At 64.1% G+C, this 26190-nt stretch carries 32 protein-coding genes; 23 read left to right on the top strand and 9 right to left on the bottom strand.

Translation table 11 applies throughout. From position 1 onward, the window contains the following. Position 1 precedes the first annotated feature (1 nt). On the bottom strand, positions 2 to 271 hold the full coding sequence (locus OO12_RS06990) for a hypothetical protein (protein ID WP_152616296.1): 270 nt from the start codon (positions 269 to 271) through the stop codon (positions 2 to 4). On the opposite strand from OO12_RS06990, the gene OO12_RS06985 reads away from it, so the two are divergent. After that, a complete protein-coding gene (locus tag OO12_RS06985) occupies positions 270 to 977 on the top strand; it encodes a helix-turn-helix domain-containing protein (protein ID WP_152616295.1) in 708 nt (235 codons plus the stop codon). The genes OO12_RS06990 and OO12_RS06985 overlap by 2 nt on opposite strands. Before the next feature lie 107 nt (positions 978 to 1084). Here the strand turns inward: OO12_RS06985 and OO12_RS06980 are convergent, their stop codons facing one another. The 3 genes from OO12_RS06980 to OO12_RS06970 form a co-directional block, all read right to left on the bottom strand. Next, the gene (locus OO12_RS06980; RefSeq protein ID WP_034157892.1) at positions 1085 to 1345 is read right to left on the bottom strand and encodes a hypothetical protein; all 261 of its coding nucleotides are present in this window, start codon (positions 1343 to 1345) and stop codon (positions 1085 to 1087) included. Then, on the bottom strand, positions 1345 to 1698 hold the full coding sequence (locus tag OO12_RS06975) for a helix-turn-helix transcriptional regulator (protein ID WP_034157891.1): 354 nt from the start codon (positions 1696 to 1698) through the stop codon (positions 1345 to 1347). Before OO12_RS06975 ends, OO12_RS06980 begins: the two co-directional genes overlap by 1 nt. 109 nt (positions 1699 to 1807) lie before the next feature. After that, positions 1808 to 2107, bottom strand: a complete 300-nt coding sequence (locus OO12_RS06970) for a type II toxin-antitoxin system RelE/ParE family toxin (protein WP_034157890.1) — start codon at positions 2105 to 2107, stop codon at positions 1808 to 1810. Between the two features lie 209 nt (positions 2108 to 2316). On the opposite strand from OO12_RS06970, the gene OO12_RS06965 reads away from it, so the two are divergent. Further along, a complete protein-coding gene (locus tag OO12_RS06965; protein ID WP_052215602.1) occupies positions 2317 to 2556 on the top strand; it encodes a YozE family protein in 240 nt (79 codons plus the stop codon). Between the two features lie 869 nt (positions 2557 to 3425). Here the strand turns inward: OO12_RS06965 and OO12_RS06960 are convergent. Beyond that, positions 3426 to 4349, bottom strand: a complete 924-nt coding sequence (locus OO12_RS06960) for a LysR family transcriptional regulator (RefSeq protein WP_034157889.1) — start codon at positions 4347 to 4349, stop codon at positions 3426 to 3428. Positions 4350 to 4459: 110 nt separating this feature from the next. Here OO12_RS06960 and OO12_RS06955 point away from each other — a divergent pair, with 110 nt between their 5' ends. Further along, on the top strand, positions 4460 to 5632 hold the full coding sequence (locus tag OO12_RS06955; RefSeq protein WP_034158018.1) for an MFS transporter: 1173 nt from the start codon (positions 4460 to 4462) through the stop codon (positions 5630 to 5632). A gap of 32 nt (positions 5633 to 5664) precedes the next feature. On the opposite strand, the gene OO12_RS06950 is transcribed toward OO12_RS06955, so the two are convergent. Then, a complete protein-coding gene (locus OO12_RS06950) occupies positions 5665 to 6114 on the bottom strand; it encodes a MarR family winged helix-turn-helix transcriptional regulator (protein WP_034158017.1) in 450 nt (149 codons plus the stop codon). A 148-nt stretch (positions 6115 to 6262) separates the two neighbouring features. Between OO12_RS06950 and OO12_RS06945 the strand changes: the two genes are divergently transcribed. Beyond that, positions 6263 to 7042 (top strand): alpha/beta fold hydrolase, encoded by a 780-nt coding sequence (locus OO12_RS06945; RefSeq protein ID WP_200887397.1) that lies wholly within the window; start codon positions 6263 to 6265, stop codon positions 7040 to 7042. 130 nt (positions 7043 to 7172) lie between these two features. Here the strand turns inward: OO12_RS06945 and OO12_RS06940 are convergent, their stop codons facing one another. Beyond that, on the bottom strand, positions 7173 to 7994 hold the full coding sequence (locus OO12_RS06940; protein WP_034157888.1) for a flagellin N-terminal helical domain-containing protein: 822 nt from the start codon (positions 7992 to 7994) through the stop codon (positions 7173 to 7175). A 307-nt stretch (positions 7995 to 8301) separates the two neighbouring features. Here OO12_RS06940 and OO12_RS06935 point away from each other — a divergent pair, with 307 nt between their 5' ends. From OO12_RS06935 to OO12_RS06845, 19 genes are all read left to right on the top strand, one after another. Beyond that, positions 8302 to 9591, top strand: coding sequence for a sigma-54 interaction domain-containing protein (locus OO12_RS06935; protein WP_034157887.1), 1290 nt, complete (start codon positions 8302 to 8304; stop codon positions 9589 to 9591). Then, positions 9588 to 9950 (top strand): flagellar hook-basal body complex protein FliE, encoded by a 363-nt coding sequence (fliE, locus tag OO12_RS06930; RefSeq protein WP_034157886.1) that lies wholly within the window; start codon positions 9588 to 9590, stop codon positions 9948 to 9950. Before OO12_RS06935 ends, fliE begins: the two co-directional genes overlap by 4 nt. Positions 9951 to 9953: 3 nt before the next feature. Then, positions 9954 to 11645 carry a flagellar basal-body MS-ring/collar protein FliF gene (fliF, locus tag OO12_RS06925; protein ID WP_034157885.1) on the top strand — a complete coding sequence of 564 codons (1692 nt, stop codon included), beginning with the start codon at positions 9954 to 9956 and terminating at the stop codon, positions 11643 to 11645. Then, the gene (gene fliG / locus OO12_RS06920; protein ID WP_034157884.1) at positions 11642 to 12649 is read left to right on the top strand and encodes a flagellar motor switch protein FliG; all 1008 of its coding nucleotides are present in this window, start codon (positions 11642 to 11644) and stop codon (positions 12647 to 12649) included. Before fliF ends, fliG begins: the two co-directional genes overlap by 4 nt. After that, positions 12642 to 13367, top strand: coding sequence for a FliH/SctL family protein (locus tag OO12_RS06915; RefSeq protein ID WP_034157883.1), 726 nt, complete (start codon positions 12642 to 12644; stop codon positions 13365 to 13367). Before fliG ends, OO12_RS06915 begins: the two co-directional genes overlap by 8 nt. Positions 13368 to 13377: 10 nt before the next feature. Then, complete coding sequence (locus OO12_RS06910) at positions 13378 to 14706, top strand: FliI/YscN family ATPase (RefSeq protein ID WP_034157882.1); 1329 nt, start codon at positions 13378 to 13380, stop codon at positions 14704 to 14706. After that, positions 14699 to 15118 carry a hypothetical protein gene (locus OO12_RS06905; RefSeq protein ID WP_034157881.1) on the top strand — a complete coding sequence of 140 codons (420 nt, stop codon included), beginning with the start codon at positions 14699 to 14701 and terminating at the stop codon, positions 15116 to 15118. The genes OO12_RS06910 and OO12_RS06905 overlap by 8 nt, the downstream gene beginning before the upstream one ends. A 37-nt stretch (positions 15119 to 15155) precedes the next feature. Next, the gene (locus OO12_RS06900; protein WP_034157880.1) at positions 15156 to 16310 is read left to right on the top strand and encodes a flagellar hook-length control protein FliK; all 1155 of its coding nucleotides are present in this window, start codon (positions 15156 to 15158) and stop codon (positions 16308 to 16310) included. 17 nt (positions 16311 to 16327) lie between these two features. After that, the gene (locus OO12_RS06895; protein WP_034157879.1) at positions 16328 to 16936 is read left to right on the top strand and encodes a flagellar basal body-associated FliL family protein; all 609 of its coding nucleotides are present in this window, start codon (positions 16328 to 16330) and stop codon (positions 16934 to 16936) included. Positions 16937 to 16942: 6 nt separating this feature from the next. Then, a complete protein-coding gene (locus OO12_RS06890) occupies positions 16943 to 17893 on the top strand; it encodes a flagellar motor switch protein FliM (RefSeq protein WP_034157878.1) in 951 nt (316 codons plus the stop codon). Next, on the top strand, positions 17890 to 18180 hold the full coding sequence (gene fliN / locus OO12_RS06885; RefSeq protein ID WP_034157877.1) for a flagellar motor switch protein FliN: 291 nt from the start codon (positions 17890 to 17892) through the stop codon (positions 18178 to 18180). The genes OO12_RS06890 and fliN overlap by 4 nt, the downstream gene beginning before the upstream one ends. Positions 18181 to 18186: 6 nt before the next feature. Beyond that, a complete protein-coding gene (locus tag OO12_RS06880) occupies positions 18187 to 18444 on the top strand; it encodes a flagellar biosynthetic protein FliO (RefSeq protein WP_034157876.1) in 258 nt (85 codons plus the stop codon). Between the two features lie 68 nt (positions 18445 to 18512). Beyond that, a complete protein-coding gene (fliP, locus tag OO12_RS06875) occupies positions 18513 to 19322 on the top strand; it encodes a flagellar type III secretion system pore protein FliP (RefSeq protein ID WP_200887405.1) in 810 nt (269 codons plus the stop codon). Between the two features lie 7 nt (positions 19323 to 19329). After that, positions 19330 to 19599 carry a flagellar biosynthesis protein FliQ gene (fliQ, locus tag OO12_RS06870; RefSeq protein WP_034157874.1) on the top strand — a complete coding sequence of 90 codons (270 nt, stop codon included), beginning with the start codon at positions 19330 to 19332 and terminating at the stop codon, positions 19597 to 19599. Between the two features lie 13 nt (positions 19600 to 19612). Further along, entirely contained in the window at positions 19613 to 20392 is a 780-nt protein-coding gene (fliR, locus tag OO12_RS06865; RefSeq protein WP_052215601.1) for a flagellar biosynthetic protein FliR, read from the top strand. Beyond that, positions 20392 to 21519, top strand: a complete 1128-nt coding sequence (gene flhB, locus OO12_RS06860) for a flagellar type III secretion system protein FlhB (protein WP_034157873.1) — start codon at positions 20392 to 20394, stop codon at positions 21517 to 21519. Before fliR ends, flhB begins: the two co-directional genes overlap by 1 nt. A 47-nt stretch (positions 21520 to 21566) precedes the next feature. Further along, positions 21567 to 23000, top strand: a complete 1434-nt coding sequence (gene fliD, locus OO12_RS06855; RefSeq protein WP_034157872.1) for a flagellar filament capping protein FliD — start codon at positions 21567 to 21569, stop codon at positions 22998 to 23000. Continuing rightward, complete coding sequence (locus tag OO12_RS06850) at positions 23000 to 23395, top strand: flagellar export chaperone FliS (protein ID WP_034157871.1); 396 nt, start codon at positions 23000 to 23002, stop codon at positions 23393 to 23395. Before fliD ends, OO12_RS06850 begins: the two co-directional genes overlap by 1 nt. A gap of 72 nt (positions 23396 to 23467) precedes the next feature. After that, entirely contained in the window at positions 23468 to 24058 is a 591-nt protein-coding gene (locus OO12_RS06845) for a response regulator (protein WP_235364698.1), read from the top strand. 70 nt (positions 24059 to 24128) lie between these two features. Here OO12_RS06845 and OO12_RS06840 read toward each other — a convergent pair whose 3' ends face one another. Both OO12_RS06840 and lysA read right to left on the bottom strand, forming a co-directional pair. Beyond that, entirely contained in the window at positions 24129 to 24899 is a 771-nt protein-coding gene (locus OO12_RS06840) for an NAD(P)-dependent oxidoreductase (RefSeq protein ID WP_034157870.1), read from the bottom strand. Further along, entirely contained in the window at positions 24896 to 26179 is a 1284-nt protein-coding gene (gene lysA / locus OO12_RS06835) for a diaminopimelate decarboxylase (RefSeq protein WP_034157869.1), read from the bottom strand. Before lysA ends, OO12_RS06840 begins: the two co-directional genes overlap by 4 nt. Between the last annotated feature and the right edge of the window lie 11 nt (positions 26180 to 26190).

The following is a 26190-nucleotide window of genomic DNA, read 5'->3' as shown; positions in this document are numbered from 1 at the left end:
TCTAGCACGCCTCCGCAATTAGAAGCTGCGCCGCTGCATTCTCGCTGCTATTGTCCAACTTTATGGACTCGGAGACGATGGAGAGCGCGTGTCCCTCGATCTGAAATTCAGCGGCAATCGCCTTCGCGACCTTGGCGGAGCTGCGCCCGCGCATGAAATCCGCTACCTGCTGGCCGGTCAGTCCTTTGGACCTCGCCCAGTTTCGAACGCTGCCGTGCCGCTTACGCAGAACGCACTTCACGTCCTCTTTGTCCAAAGTGGAAACCTGCATGGATAAAGCCTTGGCCATTGAGTCCAACAAATTGGACCATAAAGATGCAGATTTGGACAGTCAAGCAGCTGCGTCATTTGGCGAGCGAATTAGGGCTAGGGCTGGGGAGCTAGGCCTATCGGCTGCGGATTTGGTCCGCATTACCGGCATCAAAAAACAATCGATGACGGGATACTGGGGCGGGAAGCGCCTGTGCGGGTCCGATAAATTGTTCGCGTTGTCCGATGCGTTGCGCGTCGACGCCCGTTGGTTGGTTGACGGTGTTGGAGTTCAGGCAAGGGGAGGCTTGATAGATGCCGCAGATGCCGACTGGGTCAATTTGCCGCGCTACGATCTGCGCCAGCTCACCGACACCGGCAAAGGAGAGCCCGTCGAGTCGGTGCCCTTTCGACGTGATTGGCTCAGCAACAAGCTGCTCACCAGCTCCGGTCTATGGCTGACCGAGCTGCCATCGGACTATGAGGCGCTCGATCTATCTGAAGGTGATGCCGTGATCTGTTCCGACATCGCCGCCGGAATGCGCCCACAAGAAAATTGGGTATGCATATTCCGCAGCGTCGGCGGTCCCTTTGTCGCCGTTTACCGCAATCGGCGCCTTGACGGCTTGGGTGGCGAAGGGGCCGTCATCGGTCCGGTCGATCTGCCACCAACCGGTGAGATATACGCAATTGCCCGCGTCCATGCGCGCTTGCTGGCTAAACTGTAAGGGCAACGCATGCGCGACAGCGCGGCGAAGCTTTCGCCGCTGTTTTCGGCCAAGCCTGCCAGCGCAAGCGCGCCGGTTAGGAAGTGCGAACGAGTATTGTGACTGGCTTATCGAACCGCTGGCGGCACGTCTTCAAGCGCCGCTTTGATCATCTCGGAATAGATGCTGTCAGTATCCGAACAATGGTTTCGCCATGCCTCGCCGGCCTCTATCATCACCTCGGTCGGCTCGCGCATCTCGTCCAGAACCTTGGCTGCCGTTTCGCTGTAGCTGGCCCACATTGGCCTGCCTTCGAACATGATGTTCTCTGGATGCCCTTCGAGGCGGCATAGCGTCCGCGAGACGCGCTCTATCATCGTTTTGGTCATTATGCGGCAACCGCGACTGGCGGCACGCGTTCGATGTCGCGCCTGTATGCTGCCCGCTGCTCGGCCTCACGTTCCAGATCATATTTCTGTTGCCAGGCAATGAGCAGGTCGGTGACTTCGTCGCGCATCAACGCGCCAAGTTTGTATGCCAGGTCGCGGGTCACGCTGTATTTACCATCAAGGGTTCCAATGAACCCTACCCGCTGGACACCGATCCGGCGCGCCGCCTCGGTCACGGAGAGACCATACTCAGGCAGCAACACATTGCGAATGAACGCGCCGGGATGGCCCGCCATCGGCTGCCGCCGAATTGCCATCTCGGCGGGATCTTTGATCTTAAATTGGCTGGTCATCAGAGCACACTCCTTCACCCTATCTATGTATAGGCTAGCTATACATGCCGCAAGCGGAAAATGTATAGTGCAGCTAAACAAAAAGACGGGGTTTCCCCCGCCCGCCTGCTCAGTGGTAGTCCTCGTAATCGAGAAGGTGAATTTCTTGCCGGTCCAGATCCACATGGAAGGTAAGCCGGTAATTCGGCGTCACCGTCATAGCCCACTTGCCGGGCTGGCCGGGGGTCAGTTCATGCGCCCGCCACGACGGGACAGAGAGCAACTGGAGCGGGTGGGTCATCACGGTGAGCGCGCCGATCATCTCTGCGACCTTGCGGACTTCCAGTGCGGTGAAGCCCTTGACGCTGGTCTTGCTGGGGTTGTCTACCAGTGCCTTGACCCGCTTATCCCGAACCGAAACGATGTACATTCTTGCCTCCGTCGTTGTGTATAGCCGCACTATACAGACCAAGGCATGCCGGTCAAGGTGATTGTATAGCCGGACTATACATTCTCTGCGTTTTCCTCCCCTTTGATGTTGGTGCCGCGGAGCCGCCTTAACCACGTCCCCCCGGCTGCCCTATTGCAATTTTGTTCTTTATTTGTTCTCATTCGGCATCGACTCGAAGGAGACCACAAATGCTTGATGCAAATGACCCCCGTTACCATCCCAAAGTTGAGCCTCTCGGTCGTTGGTTACTGAAACAGACAGGCCGAACCGACGCGATCGGCGAACTGGCGAAGGCGGCGGCTACCGATCGCGGCTTTCCCAAGGACGGTGACGAAGCGGCAATCTCAAAACACCTCAACAAAGTTCAGGCTGATGGCGAGATGCACATGGCGCTCGAAGACGCATCGCTGGAAGCGGTGATTTACTGATGCGCCCGCCGCCGCGACCGGAGAGACCTCGCGTTTTCCGGCCTGATGGCCTGACAGAGTACCAGGTCCGCGTTTTCGACGAGGCCCGCTCACCTTGGCGGTGCAGCTATGCGGAAGCGAAATGGGACGCGATTGAAAGTGGTCTGGCATCCTATGACGCGGAGCGAGGCGAGTATTATCTCGCGGTACCAGTCGAGATCACGCGCCGCCGCATCGCGCTCACCCTAGCTGCCTGAAGAGCTCCCACTTAAACCGAGCCGAACAGGGCCGAGAATGCCCCTTCGCGCCTCAACTGACGCGGAAAAACCGTGAAAAATCAGTTAGGTCCCACTTAACGGTGGTTTCGCGATAAGTGGGCGGCTTTTCGCTCACTTAGGCGAGGCAGGTTTCTGGTTTTAGCGGTTTCGGGCCACCGTTCGCACGTCGCCTAAGTGGCGCTTTTCTGCGCCTGAGAGCCCTCTGAGAGGCTTTTGAGCGACCAGCGCCCGACTCCTGCAATTCTTGTCAAAGCGATGTCTAAATCGCCCGCCACTCTAGAAATCGCTGAAACGCCAATTTTTTGCACCTATCCCCACAGACGCCCGGAAAACCGCCATTCCTTCCCACATCGCCCCGCATGATCCCGGTTGATCCCGGCACTCCCGAACCATCTGTCACCTAACAACAGCGGTGAGCCGACCACTGTTCCGGCGAGAACAGCGGCCGCAAAGCGAGCATTCTGAGTCAGTCATGTCAAAGAGCAAGACGGAACACCGGCGAGTATTCCGTCCGCCGCCACGCTGGCATGGCCGCAGTCAGGATTGAATCGACCACGCGCGGTATCGTCCGGCGGATCCGCTGCCCATGCGTCCCGACACTGACCGTTCCGCTCACCCCGGAGTGGCGATCAGCGCATCCTTGCCGAGCCGCTCAGCGAGATAATCGACGAACACGCGCACCCGCGCGGGCATCTGCGCGCCGCCGATGAACAATGCATGGAATGGCTCGCGATCGCCCGGGTTGAAGGCATCGAGCACGGTCACCAACCGCCCAGCGGCAATATCCTCGGCGACATGGAAGGTACCGACTCGCGCAATGCCGATGCCCTCGCGGGCGAGTTGCGCGACCGTCTCACCATTATTCGCCTCGACATTGCCGGTCACCGCCAGTTCGACCACCTCCTCTCCGATCCGGAATGGCCAGCCAGCCTGGTGACGGCGGAAATTGAAGCCGATGCAATTATGCGCGAACAAGTCGTTCGGCGCCTCGGGGCAGCCATAACGCGCGAGATAGTCGGGTGAAGCGATGACCGACCGACCGCTGTCGCCCAGCCGCCGCGCCATCAGATTGCTGTCGGCAAGCGGCCCAATGCGGATCGCGACATCGGCACGCTCCTCCACCAGATCGATGATCGTGTCGGTCAGGCTGAGATCGACCATGATGTCGGGATAAAGTTCGAGGAAAGGCCCGAGCAGCGGCACGATGGCCAGCCGGCCATGCACCAGCGTCGCGCTGACTCGCAATCGTCCGCGTGGCGAGCCGCGGTCCGCTGCGATCCGCTCGGCATCGTCGAGATCGCGCAGGATGCGCTGCGCGGCGCGGTGATAGGCTTCGCCTTCGGTGGTCAGCGCCAGCGCGCGCGTGGTACGCAGGAACAGCCGCACGCCGAGCCGCGTTTCCAGCTTGGTCACGGTGCGGCTGATCGCCGACGGTGTCAGATCGAGCGCCCGTGCCGCCGCCGAAAAACTGCCGCGCGCGACCACTTCGGCCACCACCTCCATCTCGCCGGTGCGATCGACCCAGTCGCGTGCCATTTGTGCGCTTCACTCACAGATGCTTGTCGTATTGGCAGCCTACAGCAACGATGGTCGAACGGCCATATGCTCCAGGCGACAGCCCGCAATGGCAGGGGAGCCTATCCATCATGAAGATCAATCCACCCATTCTCGCGCTGGCGATCGGCGCTTTCGGCATCGGCGTGACCGAATTCGCGCCGATGGGCATGTTGCCGATCATGGCGCATGACCTGGGCGTGACCATCCCGGTCGCCGGCCTGTTGGTCAGCGCCTATGCGCTGGGCGTGCTGTTGTGCGCACCGCTGATGACGCTGACCACCACGCAGGTGCCGCGCAAGACATTGCTGATCGCGCTGATGGGTATTTTCACACTGGGCAATCTGCTCTCCGCTCTGTCGGGCAGTTATGCGATGCTGATGGTGGCGCGAATCATCACGTCGATGACGCATGGCGCCTTTTTCGGCGTTGGATCGATCGTCGCGGCAAGCGTCGTCCCCGCCAACAAGCGCGCCGGCGCGGTCGCGGCGATGTTCATGGGCCTGACCATCGCCAATGTCGCCGGGGTGCCGGCGGCCGCCTGGGTTGGTGAGGTCGCCGGCTGGAAAACGGCGTTCTTCGGTATTGCCGGGCTGGGCGTGATCGCGATGATCGCGCTGTGGTTCGCGGTACCCTATGCAAAAGTGACCGAGAGCGCAGATATGCGCGCCGAACTGCGCGTCCTGCGCCGGCCCCAGGTGCTGACCGCGCTGGCGCTGACGGTAATCGGATCGGGCGCGATGTTCACGGTCTTCACCTATATCGCACCGATCCTGCGCGAAGAGACGCATGCTTCGGTTGCCTTCATCACGGCGATGCTCGCGGTATACGGCATCGGGCTGACCGTCGGGAACTGGCTGGGCGGGCGTTATGCCGACCGTTCGATCGACGGCACCTTGCTGGTCGTGCTGAGTGCACTGACCGCGTTGCTGCTGCTGTTCGCGGTGACGATGCACTGGCCGATCCCCGCCGCGCTTTCGATCTTCGCCTGGGGCGTGGCAACTTTCGCCCTGGTGCCGCCATTGCAGATGCGCGTGATGGCCGCCGCCTCGGATGCACCCAACCTGGCCAGCGCGATGAATATCGGCGCGTTCAACCTGGGCAACGCGCTGGGTGCTGCGATCGGCGGCGCAGTGATCAGCGTCGGACTCGGCTATGTCGCGGTGTCGATCGCGGGTGCGCTGGTTGCGGGGTTGGCGCTCATCCTGGCGATCGCAACCCGGGAGCGGCCGATCGCGGCGGAACCGGTGACTTGCCCGGCCTGAGCTGGGGTCGTTCTCCGGATGCGATTCTGCCTTTAGCCTTCGTTCCCGGAGCGACTGACGAGCTCCCGGCGCAAAGCTTGCACCTGATCGTTGAGTGCCATGATCTGCTCAACGGTCAAACCTGATTTGCGCAGCAGCGTTTCGGTCAGGCATGCCGTTTCGCGCTGTAATCCCTTCCCCTTGGCGGTAAGGAATGCCTGCACTTGCCGTTCGTCCTGCGGATTGCGCTGACGCGCCAGGAATCCTGCCTGTTCGAGGCGCTTTACCAGCGGCGTGATGGTGCTCGATTCCAGCGCAAGCCGGTCGGCGATGGCCGAGATGGTCTGGCCATCACCTTCCCAAAGCGTGCTCAGCACCAGATATTGCGGATAGGTGATCCCCATCGCGTCGAGCATTGGCTTGTACGCGCGATTGATCGCGATCGAGGTGGCATAGAGCGAAAAACAGAGCTGGCCATCGAGTGGCACGAGGGGAGCGGACATTGCGGGGAAAAACCTTTCTTCGATTTTCAGCACCTTATCACAAAAATACATATCGCGATAAATAGTCTCTGGACAAGGGAAAATTGCACGCTTATTTATTCCTTATCGCGATAATCATTATCGCAGACAGCAAATGAGGAAATATGACATGAAGACCCTGCTCGCATCCGCCGCTTCGATTGCCCTGACCGCTATCGCCGGCACCGCTTCCGCTGCCGAACCCGTTCCGACCCCCGTCAAATCGATCGTCCTCGTGCATGGCGGCTTTGTCGATGGGTCGGGCTGGGAAGGTGTGTACAAGATCCTGAAGAAGGATGGGTATGATGTGACGGTCGTTCAGAACCCGACCCATTCGCTGGCCGACGACGTGGCGGTAACCAGGCGCGCCATCGACGCCGCGAATGGCAAGGTGATCCTGGTCGGCCATTCCTATGGTGGAGTCGTCGCCACCGAAGCGGGTAACGACCCGAAGGTTGCGGGCCTGGTCTATATTGCCGCCTTCGCCCCCGATAAGGGCGAATCGGTATCGTCGCTGATCGCCAACCCCGTACCCGGTGCCGCCGTGCCGCCGATCCTGCCGCCGCAGAATGGCTATCTGTTCCTCGACCGCAGCAAGTTCGCCGCTGCCTTCGCCGCCGATGTTCGCCCCGACACGGCAGCGTTCATGGCCGATGCGCAAGTTCCCTGGGGCGTCGAAGCGCTCGGCGGTGCGGTCACGCTGCCGGCATGGAAGGCCAAGCCGAGCTGGTATCTGGTCGCTAGCGAAGACAGGATGATCCCGCCACCGGCTCAGCGCGCCATGGCCAGCCGGGCCGGCGCTCATATCGAGGAAACGCCAGCCAGCCATGCAGTCTATGTCTCGAAGCCGGCGGTCGTCGCTGCTCTGATCGAACAGGCCGCCAGGGGTGCGAACGCCCAGGCAAAATAGGTCCGAGCGAAAATAACCAAAAACCCCGGCGGTCCTGCGACCACCGGGGTTTTCAGTTGCCCCGCCCTGTTGGGGAAGAGCCCGGTCGGCGCCGACACCCTATAGGGGGGCGGTGCCGGCGCCGTGGCCGTTAACCGCGCAGCAGCGACAACACGCCCTGCTGGCTCTGATTCGCCTGGGCAAGCATCGCGGTCGATGCCTGGCTCAGGATCTGGGCCTTGGCGAGGTTGGTCGTTTCGGCCGAGAAGTCGGCGTCTTCGATCCGGCTGCGTGCGTCGGTCAGGTTCGTGACGTTGGACGTCAGGTTATTGACCACCGACTGCAGGCGATTCTGCGATGCACCGAGCGATGCACGCTTGGTCGAGACAGTGTCGAGCGCGGTGTCGATCGTGCCGAGCGCCGTGTTGGCACCGGCTGAGGTTGCGACAGTCGCGGTGGCAACGCCGGTCAGCGTGACGGCGCCCAGCCCGAGATCGACGGTATCGCCCGAATTCGCACCCGTCTGGATGGAAACGACGCCCGCCGTACCCGCCGAACCGTCGAACAGCTTGACACCGTTGAATTCGGTCTTCGAGACGATGTCGGCGATCTGCTTCGTCAGTTCAGTGACTTCGGTCTGCAGGTTGGTGCGGTCGCTGTCCGAGTAAGTGCCCGAAGCCGACTGCACTGCCAGTTCGCGAACGCGCTGCAGCATGTTGGTGACTTCGCCGAGCGCGCCTTCAGCCGTCTGCGCCATCGACATGCCGTCATTGGCGTTGCGAACGGCCTGGTTCATGCCGCGGATCTGCGACGTCATCGACGATGCGATGGCGAGGCCGGCGGCGTCGTCCTTGGCCGAGTTGATGCGCTTGCCGGTCGACAGGCGCTCAATGCTCTGCTGCAGGTTTACGTTTGCGGCCGTCGACGCGTTCGAAGCGCGCAGCGAACCGATATTGGTTCCGATAACAGTCATGTCAAAATCTCCGTTATGACCCTGACGATCCCCGCCGCCCCCAAGCGGAGGGCTGAGCCGTCACAGAGTAGAACGACCGGTTGCGGGCGGGATTAAGCACTTTTGCAAACCATCATCGAAAATAGCGTCCGGCAGCTGCGGCAGGCGGTTGCCGCAGGGTCCGGAATCACCTGCCGGATATCGAGGTGGCGGCCTTAGACTCATAAGGGTCCAAATCGGTGCGGAAATATTTTGCCGCCCGGCAACATGTTTAACGCGCCGTTTACCATCCACAGGCCATTGCCTCCTTACTCGAAGGGGGAAATTCATGCGGTCGATCGTTCCATCAGCTGCGGTGCTGCGGCAAAAATATGCCCTGGTCTCGTCACTCCGCGCACAGGGCTTCGCCGTCCGGTCGTTCGAGGATGGCCGTCCGCAGCCCGGCGACCTGTTCCTGGTCGCAGACGGCGAGACGCCCCCGGCTCCGGCGCGTACCGTGATCCTCGGCGAAGAAGGCCGTTATGTCATGCCGTCGCGCGACGGCAGCCCGGCCCGGATCGCCTTCGCCCCTGAAGATGCTGCCGTCGGCAATGGTTTCGTCCGCGCGCTGGTCGCCGGCGCCGAGACGCCGACCGCCGCCGACCCCGAGAGCCTTGCGCTTTACGCGCTCGCCGAGCGCGTTGCCGCCGCCGACATCACCGTGCTGATCAACGGCCCGACCGGCACCGGCAAGGAAGTGCTCGCGCGCCATATCCATTTGTCGTCCGACCGCCGCGACGGCCCATTCATCGCGATCAATTGCGCGGCCTTGCCCGAAACGATGCTCGAGGCGCTGCTGTTCGGCCACCAGAAGGGCGCGTTCACCGGCGCCTCATCGGGTGGTGAAGGCTTTTTCCGCGCCGCCAATGGCGGCACGCTGCTGCTTGACGAGATCGCCGAGATGCCGATCCAGTTGCAGGCCAAATTGCTCCGTGCGCTGCAGGAGCGCGAAGTGGTGCCGATCGGCGCTTCGACGCCCGAGGCAATCGACGTGCGCGTCATCGCCAGCGCCAACCGCGACCTGCAGACCGAAGTCGCCGAAGGCCGCTTCCGCGCCGATCTCTATTACCGCCTGTCAGTCTTCCCGCTCAGCACCAAGCCGCTCAATGAGCGTCGCCAGGACATTCCCTCGCTCGCCGCAACGATGATCCTGCGCCATGCCGGCAACCGCACCGTCGTGCCCTGGCCTGACGCCGCGGCGATCGATGCGCTGGTCCACCACGACTGGCCGGGCAATGTCCGCGAGCTCGAAAACGTCATTCAGCGCGCCCTGCTGTTCGCGGCCGGCGACACGATCTCGCCCGAGCATATCGTATTCGACCGTGCGCCCGCACAGGTGGCTCAGCGCGCCGCAAACGATCAGCCGATACCAGCAACTGCACCGGCTACTCTGGGCAATATCGTCCAGATGCACGAATTCCAGGCGATCCGCGAAACGCTTGCCGCATGCGGCGGCAGCCGGATCGAGACCGCGAAGCGGCTCGGCATTTCGGAGCGCACCTTGCGCTACCGGCTCGCCAAGGCGCGCGAACAGGGTGACGACATCACCCGCATCCATAGTCAGGCAGCTTCGGCATGAGCGGGATCGACGGTGTGGGCGGTGCAGCTGGCATCGACCGGGTGATGGCGCTCCGTGCGCAGATCCTCGAACGCAATCAGGCGCTGCAGCGCGCCAACACTTCGGCCGGTGCGCCTGCGGGAGCGGCCGAGGCGAAGCCGGCCAGCTTTGCCTCGACGATGGAAGACGCACTGAAGAGTGTCAACCAGGGTCAGGCCAAGGCCGGCGAGCTTTCCGCCGCCTATGAACGAGGCGAGACGATCGATATCGCCAAGGTGATGCTCGCCCGCCAGCAGGCTTCGGTCGGCTTCGAGGCGACACTGCAAGTCCGCAACAAACTCCTGTCCGCCTATAAGGACATTATGAGCATGCCGGTATAAACCATGAGCAACGCCCTCACCCCGCAGCCTGGCAACGCGCTTCCCGAGCGCTTCGCCAATCCGTTGCAGCAGATCTCCGGTCTGCTCGCTCAGCCGGCCGTGCGCCGTAGTCTGCCCATGGTGCTGATGGTCGGCCTGATCGCCGCTGCGGTGCTTGCCTGGATGACGTTCAGCGCCGCGCCGCAGAAGACGCTATTCGCGCAGCTCAGCGACGCCGACAAGGGATCGGTCACTCAGGCGCTCGAACAGGCCAATATCTCCAGCCGCATCGATAGCGGATCGGGTGCGCTGACCGTCAACGAGGATGATTATTCTCGCGCCCGCATCCTGCTCGCCGGCCAGGGCCTGCCCAAGGCGACGCCGGGTGGCTATGCGCTGCTCGACCAGTTGCCGATGGGCGTGAGCCGCGCCGTCGAAGGCGAACGGCTGCGCCAGGCGCGCGAAACCGAACTCGCCCGCTCGATCGAGGAAATCGATTCGGTCGCCGAAGCGCGCGTGCATCTCGCCACGCCTGAGGCATCGGTGTTCATCCGCGACAATGCCGCGCCATCGGCATCGGTCATCCTCAAGCTGCAGGCCGGACGCAGCCTGGGCGATTCGCAAGTCGCCTCGATCATCAATCTCGTCGCCTCGTCGGTGCCGGGGATGAAATCCGATGCGGTGACGATCGTCGACCAGATGGGCGGATTGCTCACCAAGGCGGCCGACCGCAGCGCATTGGGCATCGCCAGCGACGAACGCATCGCGTTCCAGCGCCGCGTCGAGGACAAATATCGCGCGCAGATCGTCCAGTTGCTGACCCCGCTGGTCGGCGCGGGCAATTTCACCACTGAAGTGCAGACCGATGTCGACCTGAACGAAACCCAGGCGACGCGCGAAAGCTATGACAAGCAGGGCGCCTTGCGCGCCGAGCAAGGCAATTGGACCGGTAATCAGAAGGGCGATGGCGCTCAACCGGGCGGCATCCCTGGGGCCCTGTCCAACACCGCGCCACCGCCATCGACCATCACTTCGCCCGCCGCCGATGCCGCTGCGGCAGCGGCAGCCGCCGCCAAGCCCGGCGCGACCCCGGGCGCCACGCCTGCTGCAGCCGCCACGGCCGAGCCGGTCAAGCAAAGCGACCAGTTCGCCCGCTCCTATGATCTGGGCAAGGAAGTGTCGGTCAGCCGGACCGCGCCGGGCGCGATCACGCGCCTGTCGGTCGCCGTCCTGCTGCGCGACGTGGAAGGCGGCAAACCCCGCAGCCCGGTCGAGATCCAGCAAATCACCCAGCTGGTTCAAACCGCGGTCGGCTATAGCCAGGCTCGTGGCGACCAGGTGACCGTGATCAGCCGCAAATTCGCCGGCGCTGCGACGACCGACGACAAGCAGCCCTGGTATGATGCCGGCTGGCTGCCCGTGGTTGCCCGCAACGTCACCGCGATCGTCATCGCGCTGCTGGTCCTGATCCTGGGGGTCCGTCCGCTGGCCCGCGCGCTGATGAAGAAGCGCGACGACGCAACGCCGCGCCTTGCGCTGGGCCGCGACCTCGGCAACCTCAACAACAGCGGCCAGCCGCAGTCGGGCCCGCCGGTCAGCATCGACGCGATCGCCGGCGCGCAGAATTACGATGACCGTATCGGCATGGTGCGCGGCTTCACCCGCGACAATCCGGCGCGCGCCGCGCTCGCCGTCAGGGATATGATCAAGTCATGACCGCGCCCTTTCGCAACTATACCGGCGTCGAGCGCGCCGCCGTGCTGATGATGCTGGTCGGCGAGGAAGAAGCTGCCGCCATCCTGCAGAAACTCGATCCGGAAGAAGTTCGCCAACTCGGCAAAGCGATGTTCGCCGTCGCCGATGTCAGCGAGAGCGAAGTTGAATTCGTGCTCGACGATTTCGTCGGCAAGGCACGCGAGCGCACCGGCATCTCGTTCGATCCGCGTCCGCAGATCGAGGCGGTGATGACGCGTGCACTGGGTCAGGAAAAGGCCGACAGCGTGCTCGCGCGAATCATCCCGACCGAGGATGCCTGCCAGATCGACTTGCTCGATTGGCTCGACGCGAGCGAAATCGCCGGAATGATCGAAAAGGAGCATCCGCAGATCGCCGCAGTGCTGATCGCCAATCTCGACCCCAATGTCGGCGCACAAGTACTCGAACTGCTGCCCGATTCGGTGCAGCCCGACATCCTTCACCGTATCGCGCGGCTTGGCCCGATTACGCCCGAGGCGATCGAGACGCTGACCACCATGCTCGCCGGTCGCGCCGGCGCGACCAAGCAGTCCGCCGGCCTGACCCTGGGCGGGACGCGCGACGCGGCGAAGATCCTGTCGAGTGGCCGCAAGGCAACCGAACAGCGCGTCATGCCGAAACTGTTCAAGATCGACCGCGAAGTCGCCAAGGCGATCGAAGAGGCGATGTTCGTGTTCGACAACCTGCTTGAGCTTGACGACAAGAATCTGGGCACGCTGATCCGCAACATCGACGGCGACATCCTGACCCGCGCGCTGAAGGGCGTGGACGAAGGCGTCCGTGGCCGCTTCCTCGGCTGCATGTCGAGCCGCGCCGCCGACGGCATTCGCGACGAGATGGAAGCGCGTGGCCCGATGAAGCTCAGCGAAGTGCTGGAGGCGCAGAAGGTGATCATCCAGATCGCACGCAACCTGGCCAAGGACGGCACGATCATGATGGGCGGCGGCGAGGACGATTATGTCTGAGTTTGCCCCCGGCTTCTCCGCCCGCCACAATGCTGCGGCACAGATACTGCACCAGGCTTTCTCGATGCCCGACGAAGGATTCTCGCCATTCGACCTGCGCGCCCGGGCCAAGCCGTCGGGCCCGGTGCATTTCTCGCCCCAGGTCAATCCGAAGCATTTCGAACCCGCCGATCCCGAGGCCAACCCGACCGAGGGCTGGGACCCGTTCGACACCGGCACGCCGTCCGGCTTTGTCGATCCGGTCGCGACCGCGCATTCCGCCGGATATGCCGAGGGGATCGCCGCGGCGCTGGCCGAAGCGGGGGAAGCAAGCGAACGCGATCGCGCGCTGCTCGCCCAGCTCGGCGAAGCGCTGCGCGCCGATGACCGGCTCGACCGCGAGCGTATGGCGCGCCAGTTGCGCCAGACCGTGCTCTTCCTTGTGTCGAAGATTGTCGGCGAAGTCGGCATCGCGCCCGATATTCTCGCCGGACGGATCGACTCCGCCGCCGAGATCCTCGCCGACAGCGCCGAATCGGCATTGCTGCGCGTCCATCCCGATGATGTCGCCTTGCTCGACGGCAAGCTCCCGCGCAGCGTGTTCGCGGTAGGCGATCTCGCCATCGCACGCGGCAGCTTCGTGCTCGAATCCGCCTCGACCATCGTCGAGGACGGTCCGGAACTCTGGCTGGAACAGCTCGCGCTCGCGATCGATCGCGTTGCGGTGCCGCCCAAATGAAACAGGCCGAATGTTGAACCGCTTCACGTCCGACTATCTCGAATCGCTTGGAGTTCCGGACTTCGCGCCGCAGCCCAAGGTATCGGGACGCCTTGCCTCGTTCGACGGCTTGTTGATGGAGGCGGTCGGCCTGCAGTTGCCGGTCGGCACGGTGTGTCAGGTCGGCGCGAAGGGTGCCGGGGTAGAGGCCGAGGTGATCGGTTTCCGCAACGGCCGCACCTTGCTGATGAATCTCGGCGGCCCCGCGCCGCTGCTGCCGCAATCGCCGGTCCGGCCAATCGGCCCTCCCGGGGAAGCCGAGGTTGGCGCCGCGCTGCTTGGACGCGTCGTCGACGGCGCGGGCAAACCGATCGACGGGCTTGGTCCGATTCGCGGCGCCGGGCGCTGGCCGATCGGCGGCAAGCTGCAAAGCCCGCTCGACCGTGGCCGCGTGCTGCAACCGATGGATGTCGGCGTGCGTGCGATCAACGGTCTCCTCACCATCGGCCAGGGCCAGCGCATCGGCATCATGGCCGGTTCCGGCGTCGGCAAATCGGTGCTGCTCGGCATGATCGTGCGCGCGGCGCAAGCCGATGTCATCGTCATCGGCCTGATCGGCGAACGCAGCCGTGAAGTGTCCGACTTTCTTGAGACCAAGATCGCCGGAGAAGCGCGGGCCCGTTCGGTCGTGGTCGCTGTCCCCGCCAATCATTCCCCCGTGCTGCGCATTCGCGGCGCGCTGCGCACTCATGCCATTGCCGAAGCCTTCCGCGCCGAAGGCAAAAAAGTACTGCTGATCATGGATAGCCTGACTCGTGTCGCGCATGCCGGGCGCGAAATCGGCCTGGCGCTGGGCGAACCGGCCAGCGCGCGCGGCTATCCGCCCAGCGCGATCGCGATGCTGCCCAATCTGATCGAACGCGCTGGTACCTGCGTATCAAGTGGCGGGTCGATCACCGCCATCTATACCGTGCTGGCGGATGGCGATGACGGCAACGACCCGGTGGTCGATTCGGCGCGCTCGATCCTCGACGGACACATCGTTCTGTCGCGGCAACTGGCCGAGCGCGGCGTCTATCCCGCGATCGATCTCGGCCCCTCGGTCAGCCGGGTGATGACCGATATCGTCGGCAGGCCGCACGCCATGGCGGCGCGCGTGCTGCGGCGGCATCTCGCTACCTATGAAGAGAATCGCGACCTGGTGCTGATGGGCGCTTATCGCTCAGGCGCCGACCCGGCGATCGACGCGGCGATCGCCTGCCATCCGGCGGTGATGGAATATATCCGGCAGGATCCGGACGAGACCGTATCGCTCAGCGATGCGACCGAGGAATTGATCGGCGTGTTCGGCGATGGCTGAGGCGCGCAAGCTCGACCGCATCCTGCGCGTCCGCACGCTTCAGCTCGGCCTGGTGCGCGCCGAGGAAGCGCGCGCCAACGAACGCGTCGCGAGCGAAGTGACGCTGCGTAACCGCATCGCGCAGCTCGCCGAGGACATCGCGCCATCGGCGAGCGGCGGCCACGCTTTCTCAATGATCGCGGCGGCGCATTTTCGCGATCGGCTGCAGCAATCGGCCGAGGCCGCCGAACAGCGCCTGCGCGTTGCCGAACGCGGCGTCGAACGCGCCGCCATGGCCTCGCGCGAAGCGAAACGCGACCAGAGCGCGATCGAGAAACTGCTCGCCCGCGCCGATGCCGATGCCGCGATCAAGGCGATCCGCGCGATGGAAAGCGCGCCTTCGGTCAGGAAAATCCGGCACGATCCTTGCTGATCGCCCGGTGGCGGATGTCGCCGACCGGGATACATGAATGATCGAGTTTTCTACAGCGCTGGCAAAACTGCCCGAAAAGGTGCCGAATCACGCCAATTCCGGCGGCGATCCGGCGATTTTCGCGACCGCGCTTGCCGATTATCTGAAGGCGGGAGACCCCGCGCCACCCGACGATCCGGCATTGCCGGCCTTTCCCGCAAAGCGGCAGAATCTTGCCGCCGGCGGCGAAGCCTTGCCTGACGATGCCGACACCGAGATCGATCCGACGCTGATCTGGCTGCCGGTCGCGTTGCCCCAGCCATTGCCTGCGGTGCAGACGGCTCCACTCCCCGGCGCAGCACCCAAGCTGGCAATCAATGCGGCACTTCCCGGTCTTGTACCGACCCCATTACTCACGGTCGACCCGGCGCTGACGGAAGCCGCTTCACCCCAGACTGGAGCGCACGGCGCCGGAAGCGCGGCAACGATCCCCGGCAAGCCTGTGATCGACGTATCGGCACTGATACCGGTCGAAGCCAAGCCCATACCGACACAACCGGTGAATGCCGATGACGCGGTGACGCGCCGCGATGCGCCGGTCCTGACGGCTGGAACGCCAGTCTCTCCGCCTCCCGTCTCCACGGCCCAACCGGCCGGCCAGGCTTTTGCCGCCGCAATCCTTGCAGCCGCCGGCCATGGCCAGCGCGGCGCGACCGAGGATGATCGCCCGATGACGGCGACCGCGCTGGCGTCCACCCTCACTGCCATCGCCGAGGCCCATCGCCCGATCGTCCAGGCGACCGCCGATGCCCAGCGCGCACCGCTCGACTTGCGCCAGGATACCGGGCTGCAGGCAATGATCGATCGCATCGAAATCCTGCGCGACGATGCCGATTCGCGCGACACGCGCATCCGGCTGGTTCCCGATGCGCTTGGCGCGGTGGATGTCGCGGTGCGCAAGCATGGCGACACGCTGCACGTCCATTTCGCCGCCGAAAACGCCGCGACCCGCACGCTGCTGAACGACGCGCAACCGCGCCTGGCCGAACTGGCCGAGGCACGCGGCGTGCGCATCGCCCAGTCGAGCGTCGACAGCGGTGGCAACGGCACCGGGCGCCAGCCGCATCAGCCCGCGCCGGTTCTGGCGGCCGCCCCGGCACGTATCAGACCGGCTGTCGATACCGAAACCAACACCGATCAACGCATCGCTTGAGCTGAAGGAACAGGAAAATGAGCGACCCGGTAGAAGATGAGAAAGCGCCCAAGAAAAAGGGCGGATTGATGAAGAAGTTGATGCTCGGCTTCGGTCTGCTCGTGCTGGTCGGCGGCGGTGTTGGTGCGGGGCTTTATGCCTCGGGCTCGGGCCTGTTCGGCGGCGCTGCACATGTCGAAAGCGAGGCAAGCGGCCCGCGACTGGTCCCAAAGAGCGAGCAGAAACGTGGCGGCGGAGCCGCCGGCGAGGGTGGTGAAGGCGGCGCAAGCCATGGCAAGACACCTCCCAAGGGGTCGGGCGGCGACAAGTTCGCGTCCAATTATTATGCGATGGAGAAGGAGTTTACCTCCAACCTCCAGGACAGCGTCCATTTCGTCCAGGTCGGCATCGCCATCTCGACGCCCTATGACGATACGGTCATCGACAATCTGAAAACCAACGAGATCGCAGTGCGCTCCGCGATCCTGATGACGCTCGGCGATACGTCGGAGGATCAGGTCTTCACGGTCGAGGGCAAGACCCTGTTGCAGCGCAAATTGGCCAAGGCGATCAACGACACGCTTAAGGAAAAAGAAGGTTTTGGCGGCGTTGGTAACGTCTACTTTACCAATTTTGTTGTTCAGTGAACGGCGATGGTTAACGACACTTCACCAAACGCGACGGATCGGCGGGAACGACCCCGGCAGCAGGCGGATCACGCCACGCTCGGGGTCGCGAACATCAACCCGTTCGGCGACCTGCACACACTGCAGCATCTGTCCGCGCGCCTCGCGCGGTCGCTGCGCGGCGTGTTCGAGCCGCTGCTGCGTCGTGAAGTGCGTGTCTTCGCCGAACCTTTGGTGGTGCAGCGCTTCGCCGATTACCGCGCCGAGCGTCCGGACGGGCTGACGGCCTGGCTGCCGCTCGCCATGGTGCCCGCCGGAGCGCCCGCCACCGGCAACATGCTCGCGGTGCTCGATGGGCGCTTCGTGATGGAATTGCTCGACCTGTTCTTCGGCGGCACCGGCGCGGTGTACGACCTGCCAGCCGAATTCACGCCCGCCGCCGAGGCGATGATCGGGCGGCTCGGCACGATGCTCGCCACCCCGCTCAAGACTGCCTGGGAACCGCTTACGCGGATCGATTTCGTTCCGGCGCATGTCGAGGCGAACCCGGCGCTGATTCAGGGGCTGGAAAGCGACGATCCCGTCGTCGTGACCCGCTTCGGCATCGGGTCGGGCAATGCCAAGCCGGTGTTCCTCGACCTGGTCTATCCGGTCGCGACGCTGAAGCCGCATACGCCGTCATTGACCGGCAAGGTGCACGCCAAGACCGCCGCACCCGACCCGGCCTGGCGCACTGGCCTGACGCGTGCGGTGATGGGCGTGAAATTTCCGGTCCGCTCGGTCCTGGCCGAGCCGATGGTCTCGCTCAACCTGCTGATGGATTTGAAGCCCGGCGACGTCATCCCGATCAGCTTCGGCGCGGAAGTGCCGGTGATGGTCGGCGGCGACCGGCTCGGCTTCGGCACCGTCGGCACGTCGAACGGCAAGGCCGCGATCAAACTCAATTCGATCACCCGTGAACTCGAGGATTTCCAATGAACGACATGACCGGTGGAGTTCCGGTCGACGCCTCGCTCGCTGCCAATTTCCGGCTGCTGCAGGATGTCGACGTCAAGCTGACCGTTGAGATCGGTTCGACTCAGCTGACCTTGCGCGAGCTGCTCGCGCTCGGCGAATCGAGCGTGATCGAGCTCGACCGCCAAGCCAATGAGCTGCTCGACGTGTTCGTCAACGGCACGCTGATCGGCCGCGGTGAAGTGGTCACGGTCGGTGACCGCTTCGGCGTGCGCATGACCGAACTGGTGTCCCCCGAGAAGCGGGCCTGACCGGTCATGATGTGGTCCTATATCCTGAAACTCGTCGTGCTGCTGCCGCTCGTCTGCGGCCTGATGATCGGTTGCCTCTATCTGTGGCGCAAGCTTGAGTCGCGCATGCCGGGCCAGCCCGCCAACCGGATGCTCAAGGTGCAGGAGACGATGATGATCTCCCCCGGCCTGCGCATGGCGGTGCTCGAGTTCGAGGGGCGCAAGCTGCTCGTCTCGGTCGGCCGGGGCGGCGTCAACCTGATCGACAAGATCGAACCGAAATGAGCGGCCCCGTGATCCGCCGCGTCCGTCAGGACGGCCCGACGCTGTTCCGCGGCGCGCAGCCCAAACGCATGGATGCAGGCATGGGCGCGGGTGGCAAGATCCTGCTGGTCGTCCTCGGCATCATCTTCGCATTGCTTATCGCGCACCCGGCATTCGCCCAGGTTGCGCCTGCGGTGACCCCGCCGGCAGCCCCTGGCGCCGGAGACGCGATCGACCGCGCACTGGGCGATCTCGGCGGCGGCGACGCGCCGATGGCGCTGTCGCTGCAAGTCCTCATCATCATGGGGCTGCTGTCGATCCTACCCGGCATCCTGCTGATGATGACCAGCTTCACGCGGATCATCATCGTATTGGCGATCCTGCGCCAGGCGCTTGGTTTGCAGCAGACCCCGCCCAACCAGGTGCTGATCGGCCTGTCGCTGTTCCTCAGCTTTTTCATCATGGCACCGGTGATCAACACCATGAACACCACCGCGATCCAGCCCTATTCGGAGGGCAAGATCGGCGCGACCGAGATGATCAAGACCGCCGGCGTCCCGCTGCACGACTTCATGGTCAAGCAGACCCGGGTCAAGGACATCACCATGTTCTCCGGCATCGCCAAGACCGGTCCCTATGCCAAGCCGGCCGATATTCCCTTCTCGGTCCTGCTGCCGTCGTTCGTGACCAGCGAGTTGAAGACCGCATTCCAGATCGGCTTCCTGATCTTTCTGCCGTTCATCGTCATCGACCTGGTCGTGGCGACCGTGCTTATGTCGCTCGGCATGATGATGCTGTCGCCGACGATCATCTCGCTGCCGTTCAAATTGCTGCTGTTCGTGCTCGTCGATGGATGGGCGTTGACGATGGGATCGCTCGCCAACAGTTTCGTGAGTTAGCGGGGCTGTGGACGCGCAATATTTCCTCACCGTCGCGAACGAGACGATGTGGGTGCTGGCGCTCGCCGCCGCACCGATCCTGATCCCGGCGCTGCTCGCGGGTCTGATCCTTGGCATGATCCAGGCGGCGACGTCTATCAACGAACAGACCTTGTCGTTCGTCCCCAAGCTGATCGTCGTCGCGATCTCGATCCTGGTGTTCGGCAGCCTGATCCTCGGACTGCTGAGTGATTTCACCATCAGCATCTTCGAGCGAATTCCCGACCTCGTACGATGAGCGTGCTGGACAGATGAGCGTCTTGGGTTTCGGCCTCTCGATCGAGCCACAGCTCTGGGCTCTGGTCTTCGTCATGGTGCGGATCGGTGCAGCGTTCATCGCTGCACCGGTGTTCGGCGCGGTGTCGGTGCCGGTGATGGTCCGAGTGACCTTGTCGGCAGCGATCGGCTTCCTCGTCCTTGGCACGCATCAGGTGGTGCCCCCCGCCCAGGTTTTTTCCGCCGCCACCATACTCGCCATCGCCGCCGAGGCCCTGGTCGGGCTGGCAATGGGCTTCGTGCTGCAGATCGCCTTTGCAGCACCAATGCTGGCGAGCGAAGTGATCGGCATTTCAATGGGCATCGGTTTCGCCAATGCGATCGATCCGCAGAACGGCCGGTCGAGCCCCGCACTCGGCCAGTTCTTCTCGATCATGCTCACCCTGCTGTTCCTATCGGTCAACGGGCACCTCGTGCTGGTCGAGATGATCGTCAAAAGCTATGACGTGATGCCGGTCGGCGCAGCGTGGATGGGCGCCGAGCAATTGAAGGGCATTGCCTTTTTCGGCGGCTATACGTTCCTGGCCGGGCTGCTGCTCGCGCTGCCGGTCGGCTTCCTGCTGCTGTGCCTCAACCTGGTCGTCGGCATGCTGTCGCGCTCCGCGCCCGCGCTCAACCTGTTCGCGGTCGGCCTGCCCGCCAGCCTCGCGGTCGGCGTCATTGCGCTCGCCATGGCCTTTCCGGCGATGGGCGATTACATGCTCGTCATCATCCGCGAGGCCCTTGCCGCGACGCAGAACCTGGTGCTCGGCTGATGGCTGAGGAATTCGGCGACAAGACAGAAGCACCAACCGCGAAGCGCAAACGCGATGCGGCCGAACAGGGCGACATTCTTCGTTCGCGCGAATTCGCCACCGCCCTGGTGGTGATGGCCGGCTGCGCCTGGCTTTCGCTGTTCGGTCCCTCACTGGTCGCCGCATGCAAGGCAGTGATGACCTCCAGCTTTCAGTTCGGCCGCGGTGATGTCGACGATTTCGAACCGTTCCGCCCGATCATGGCGTCGGGCTGGAAGCTCGCACCGTCCTTGATCTCGCTGTTCGTCATCACGCTCGGCGCGGCGATCCTCAGCCAGCTCGGGCTCGGCTCGCTCAACTTCAACGGCAAGCTGCTCGCCCCCAAGGCCGGTCGGATCAATCCGGCATCGGGGCTGAAGCGCATCTTCGGTCCGCAGGGCTGGATCGAACTCGGCAAGTCGCTGCTCAAGATCCTCCTGCTCGGCTCGATCGGCAGCTATATGCTGTGGTCGTCGTCGAAGATGATGATCGGGTTGGTCTCGTCCGATATCGAGGCGGCGACCAGCACGCTTGGCGGCACGCTGATGGGCATTCTCTTCGCGATGGCGGCAGGATTGCTGATCATCGCCGGGATCGACGTACCGATCCAGCTGATCCGGCTGCTCAACAAATTGCGCATGACCAAGCAGGCGGTGAAGGACGAGCATAAGGAAGCCGAAGGGTCGCCCGAAGCCAAGGGCGCGATCCGCCAGCGCCAGCGCGAAATGATGCGCCGTGGCACGCGCAAGGCCGTGGCCGAGGCGCATGTCGTGCTGACCAACCCGACGCATTTCGCGGTCGCGCTGCGCTACGACCGCGAGAATGACCAGGTGCCGGTGGTGGTCGCCAAGGGGCGCGGCGCGCTGGCGCTGGCGATCCGCGAAATTGCCGCCGAGAACAAGGTGCCAGTGCTCGAATATCCCGCGGTCGCCCGCGCCGTTTATTATACCAGCCGGGAGGGACAGGAGGTCCGCGACGACCTGTATCTCGCGATTGCGACGATCCTGGCCTTTGTGTTCGGCGTCAACGTCGCCGCCGGGGGCAGCGCTCCGCCGGTCGCGGTGCCGCCGACCGCGCGATTCGACGAAAATGGGGTCAAACAGGGCTAAAGATTCATCGGCTTCGGTCGTTGTTACAGGGGAGCGGGAGGAATATCATGGCCGACACTTCGATCACTTCCGCACTCGGCGCCGGTTCGGGCGTTGATATCAAGGCGCTGGTGGCGTCGCTGGTCGATGCACAATTCGCCAACAAGACCAAGCAGCTGACCGCCAAGTCCGATGCGCTGACCAAGCAGATCTCGGGCGTCTCGACCCTGAAGAGCGGCATTACCGGCTTTTCCAGCGCGCTCGCCGCGCTGGCCAAGGGCGGCACGCTGGCAACCGCCCCGACCAGTTCCAACAGCAACATCCTGAAGGTCAGCGGCATGTCCGGGGCGAAGCTCGCCGGCCTGTCCGCTTCGATCGAGGTGCGCCAGCTGGCCTCCGCACAGGTCGCTACCAGCCCCGCAGTCGCCAGCCCGATCACGGCGGTGGGCCAAGGCAGCTTCACGCTGACCTTCGGCAAGGCGACCGTCGTCGATGGCGCGATGACCGACTTCCCCGCCGGCGCCGGCACCCCGATCACGATTCCGATCACCGCCGGCAATTCAGGCCTGAGCGGCATCGCGCGATCGATCAATGCCGCCAATGCCGGCGTCACCGCGACCGTGCTGACCGACGCCAATGGCTCGCGGCTGAGCATCAAGAGCGCGACCGGCGAGGCCAAGGCCTTCACCCTGACTGCGACCGAGGACCCGGCCGCGCCCGGCCTGTCCTCGCTCAATGTGGGTCCCGGCGCGACCGGCACGACGATCGGCTCGGTCGCGAAGGACGCAATCGTCGCGGTCGATGGCGTCGCGCTGCAGCGGCCGACCAACAGCATTACCGACCTGATCCCGGGCGTGAAGCTCGACCTGCTCAGCGCCGCCGTCGGCACGACCGTGACGCTTGGCACCAGTGCGCCGACTGCGGCACTGTCCCAGGCGGTCAATGATTTCGTCGAGACGTTCAATCAGCTCGGATCGGTCCTCAAGGAGCAGACCGACCCGGCCACCGGCGCACTGAAAAGCGATTCCGCGACCTCGACGCTGGCGCGATCGATGCGCCAGTTGACCCTGACCCCGCTGCTGACCGGCGCGCCCGCCGGCGTGCCCACGACATTAGCCGAGATCGGGGTGCAGACCAACCGCGACGGCACGTTGTCGGTCAACGCCGCGCGGCTGACCGAGGCGCTGACGAAATGGCCCGATACGGTCGAGGCGATGTTTGCCGACGGCAAGGGCGCATCGGGCAACGGCCTGTCGGCGGCGCTGACCACCATTTCCAACACCGCGATCGACACCAAGGTCGGGCTCGGCGCAAGCACGACCCGATATACCAAGGCGCAGGCCGACCTGGCTGACGACCAGAGCGACCTGACCGACGCCGAGGCAGTGATGACCAAGCGGCTGACCCAGCAATATGGCGCGATGGATGCGCGCGTCGCTGCGTATAAATCCACGCTCACCTTCCTGCAGCAGCAGGTGGCCGCCTGGAACAGCAGCAAATAATGTACGCCACCGCACTGGGTCGTGACCCCGAATCCACCTATCGCCAGATCGACATTGCGGGACGTACGGCGGAAGCCGACGGGCCGGCGCTGGTGCAATTGCTCTATGAGGAGTTGATCCGCGCGCTTGGTGCCGCAGCCTGGGCGGCGGAGAATCGCCAGTTTCGTATCAAGAGCGAGAAGGTCACCCGTGCCACCGCGATCCTGTTCGCGCTCGAGGCCGGACTCGATTTCGAAGCCGGCGGCACCGTCGCCACGGCGCTCGCCCAACTCTATGGCAGCGCGCGGCGCACTGTGGTCGAGGCCAGCATCGGCCATGATCCCACGCCATTTCGCGATATCGCGGCCAGCCTGACCGAAATCGCGCAAGCCTGGCGCGAGGCGCGTGCGGCCTGATCGTTTCGGGTGCGTTAACCAAATAATGACCGCCCCGGACTAGCGTCCCCGCATCACCAGTGGGGACCGACCATGGAGCTATTCGAACAATCGGGCATGCCACCACGGCACGGGCCGGTCCGCACCATATTGGCGGTCGATGACAGCCGCACCAATCTCGGCGTGATCGGTCGGCGACTCGCCCATCTCGGCTATCTGACTGCGCTCAGCGACAATGGCGCCGAAGCGCTCGACCTGATCGCCGCACGCGGGTTCGACCTGGTTCTGCTCGACATGGTTATGCCCCATATGTCCGGCATCGCCGTGCTGCACGAGATTCGCGGCAATCCTGAAACGCGCGACTTGCCAGTGATCATGCTCACCGGCCGCAGCGACCCCGCCGCCGCGGTCGAGGCTCTGGCGGCCGGTGCCGACGATCATGTCGCCAAACCCTTCGCCTTCGAAGTCCTCGCCGCGCGGATCGAGCGCACGCTCGCCCAGGCCCGGCGAATCAACGAACTGAAGAAATCCAATGCGGCGCTCGATGCACGCATTGCTGCGCGGGCAATGGAATTGGGCGAAGCGCGGTCCGAACTGGCCGAGACACGCGCCGACCGGATGCGGCTGATCGCGTCGATCCAGGCGCTCAACGATCAGGTCGAGCGGTTAAACCTGAACGGCTAGAATGAAGTTGAAGTAGCGGAATCTCCTTCTTCCGTTCGCTCCGAACGGAGAGTGGTGGCTCGAATTCGTCCTAGGCGAGCCTCAGGTTCACCGACAGGCCCGCACCAAGATCGTCCGGCAGGGCGGCACATTCGATCCGCGCCGCATCCGCCCGTGCCCGACTGAGGATCGCCACGGGCACATCGGCGCGGTGAAAGATGCGATCGGCGAGCGCCAGCGTCCGAGCCTGACGCAGAGTGAGGTCATCGGCATCGCTCGAGGTCAGCACGATCTCGATCAATCCGGATGGGCGCGCGTCCAGCCCTGCCCCAATCCACGCGTCAACCGCATCCCCATCCGCCTGCAGCGGATCAAGCGCGCTTCCTTCGGCTAACGCGCTGCCCAGTGCACGACGGCGATCGCCCTGATCGGGATAGCTGCGCCGAATCGCATCGCGCCCGGCAAACAGCGCCGTCGCCAACCGGCCCAGGCTGGCGGGAAGCAGTACCTCCAGCCGCTGGCGCAGCGCCGCCGCCAGCCCCGCCGAAGCCCCACCGGTGCCGATCGCAACCAGCACCGGATCGCGGTCGATGATCGCCGGCAAGGTGAAATCGCACCATTCGGGTCGGTCGACCGCATTGATCAGCACCCCACGGACACGCAACCGATCGACCACCGCCCGGGCTTCGCTTTCATCCGCAATCGCGACGATCGCCATTGCAGCCACACTTTCCTCGCCAACGACCAGGGCGCCGGCGCGTTCTAGCAACCGCCGCTTCGCCATCGCCGCTTCGCCGTCGCCAAGCAGGATCACTGGCCGGCCTGCCAGCCGCACAAACAGCGGCAGGCTGTGCCAGGTCATCCCCCAACCTCATCGGTTCGGAGCCATTCGGGCAGATGTTCGGCCGCCAGGATGGTTTCAGGCTGGATACGGTCGGCAACCACCGCGAAGCGATCGCCATCGACCAGTACTTCGGGCACCAGGGCACGGCTGTTATAGGTGCTCGCCATCGTCGCGCCATAAGCGCCGGCGCCAAGGAATACCGCTAGGTCGCCCGAATGGACCGCATCGATCTCCCGACCCATCGCGAAGGTATCGCCGCTCTCGCACACGGGGCCCGCGATATTGGCGGTCATGCGATCGCCATTGGGGTGCACCGCCGCGAAGTCATGCCAGGCATCATACAGAGCGGGGCGGGCCAGGTCGTTCATCGCCGCATCGACGATGACATAGGGGTTGATCACCCCCGGCTTGACCCAGATCACCTTGGTCAGCAGCACGCCGGCATTGGCTGCGATCAGGCGCCCGGGCTCGAACATCAGCTCGACATCCCAGTCCCTGGTCACGCGAGCGACCATCGCGCCATAATCAGCCGCGCTTGGCGGTACATCGCCCGCCTTGTAGATCACGCCGAGACCACCGCCGAGATCGACACGGGTGATGAAATGGCCGAATTTGCGCAGCTCGGCGATCAGCTTGCCGATCCGGGTATAGGCCGCCTCGAGCGGCGCGAGATCGAGCAGCTGGCTGCCGATATGGATCGCGATGCCATGCAAGGCGAGGCCGTCGAGCTCGGCAAGCCGGCCATACATTTCGACCGCCTGGTCGATCGGCACGCCGAACTTGTTCTCCTTGCGCCCGGTCGAAATCTTGGCATGCGTGCCGGCATCCACGTCCGGGTTGACGCGCAGCGTCGCCGGCGCGCGCATGCCGCGCGCATGGGCAAGCGCAGCAAGCACTTCGCCCTCTTCCTCGAGCTCGAGATTGAACTGGCCGATCCCGGCATCGAGCGCGGCGGTTAACTCCTCACGAGTCTTGCCGACGCCCGAGAACACAATGTCCTTGGCCGGCACGCCACCAGCCAGCGCGCGCATCATCTCGCCACCCGAGACGACATCTGCGCCATAGCCTTCATTGGCAAGCACGCGCAGCACGGCAAGATTGGGATTCGCCTTGATCGCATAAGCGAGATGAATTCGAGTGACGCCCGCCCCGATCAGCCCCTCGCGAAAGGCGCGCGCATGGCGCTGGAATGCGGCGGTCGAATAGACATAGACCGGCGTACCTACCGCATCGGCAATCGTAGGGAGCGGCACGCCTTCGACATGGAGCGTGCCGTTCACGGCGGTAAAATTTTCCATCAGTGAAATGC

This window comes from Sphingomonas sp. ERG5 (genome assembly GCF_000803065.1).
Classification (GTDB): domain Bacteria; phylum Pseudomonadota; class Alphaproteobacteria; order Sphingomonadales; family Sphingomonadaceae; genus Sphingomonas.
The sequence above is the reverse complement of the archived record's forward strand: the minus strand, read 5'-3'. Positions and strand labels throughout refer to the sequence as shown.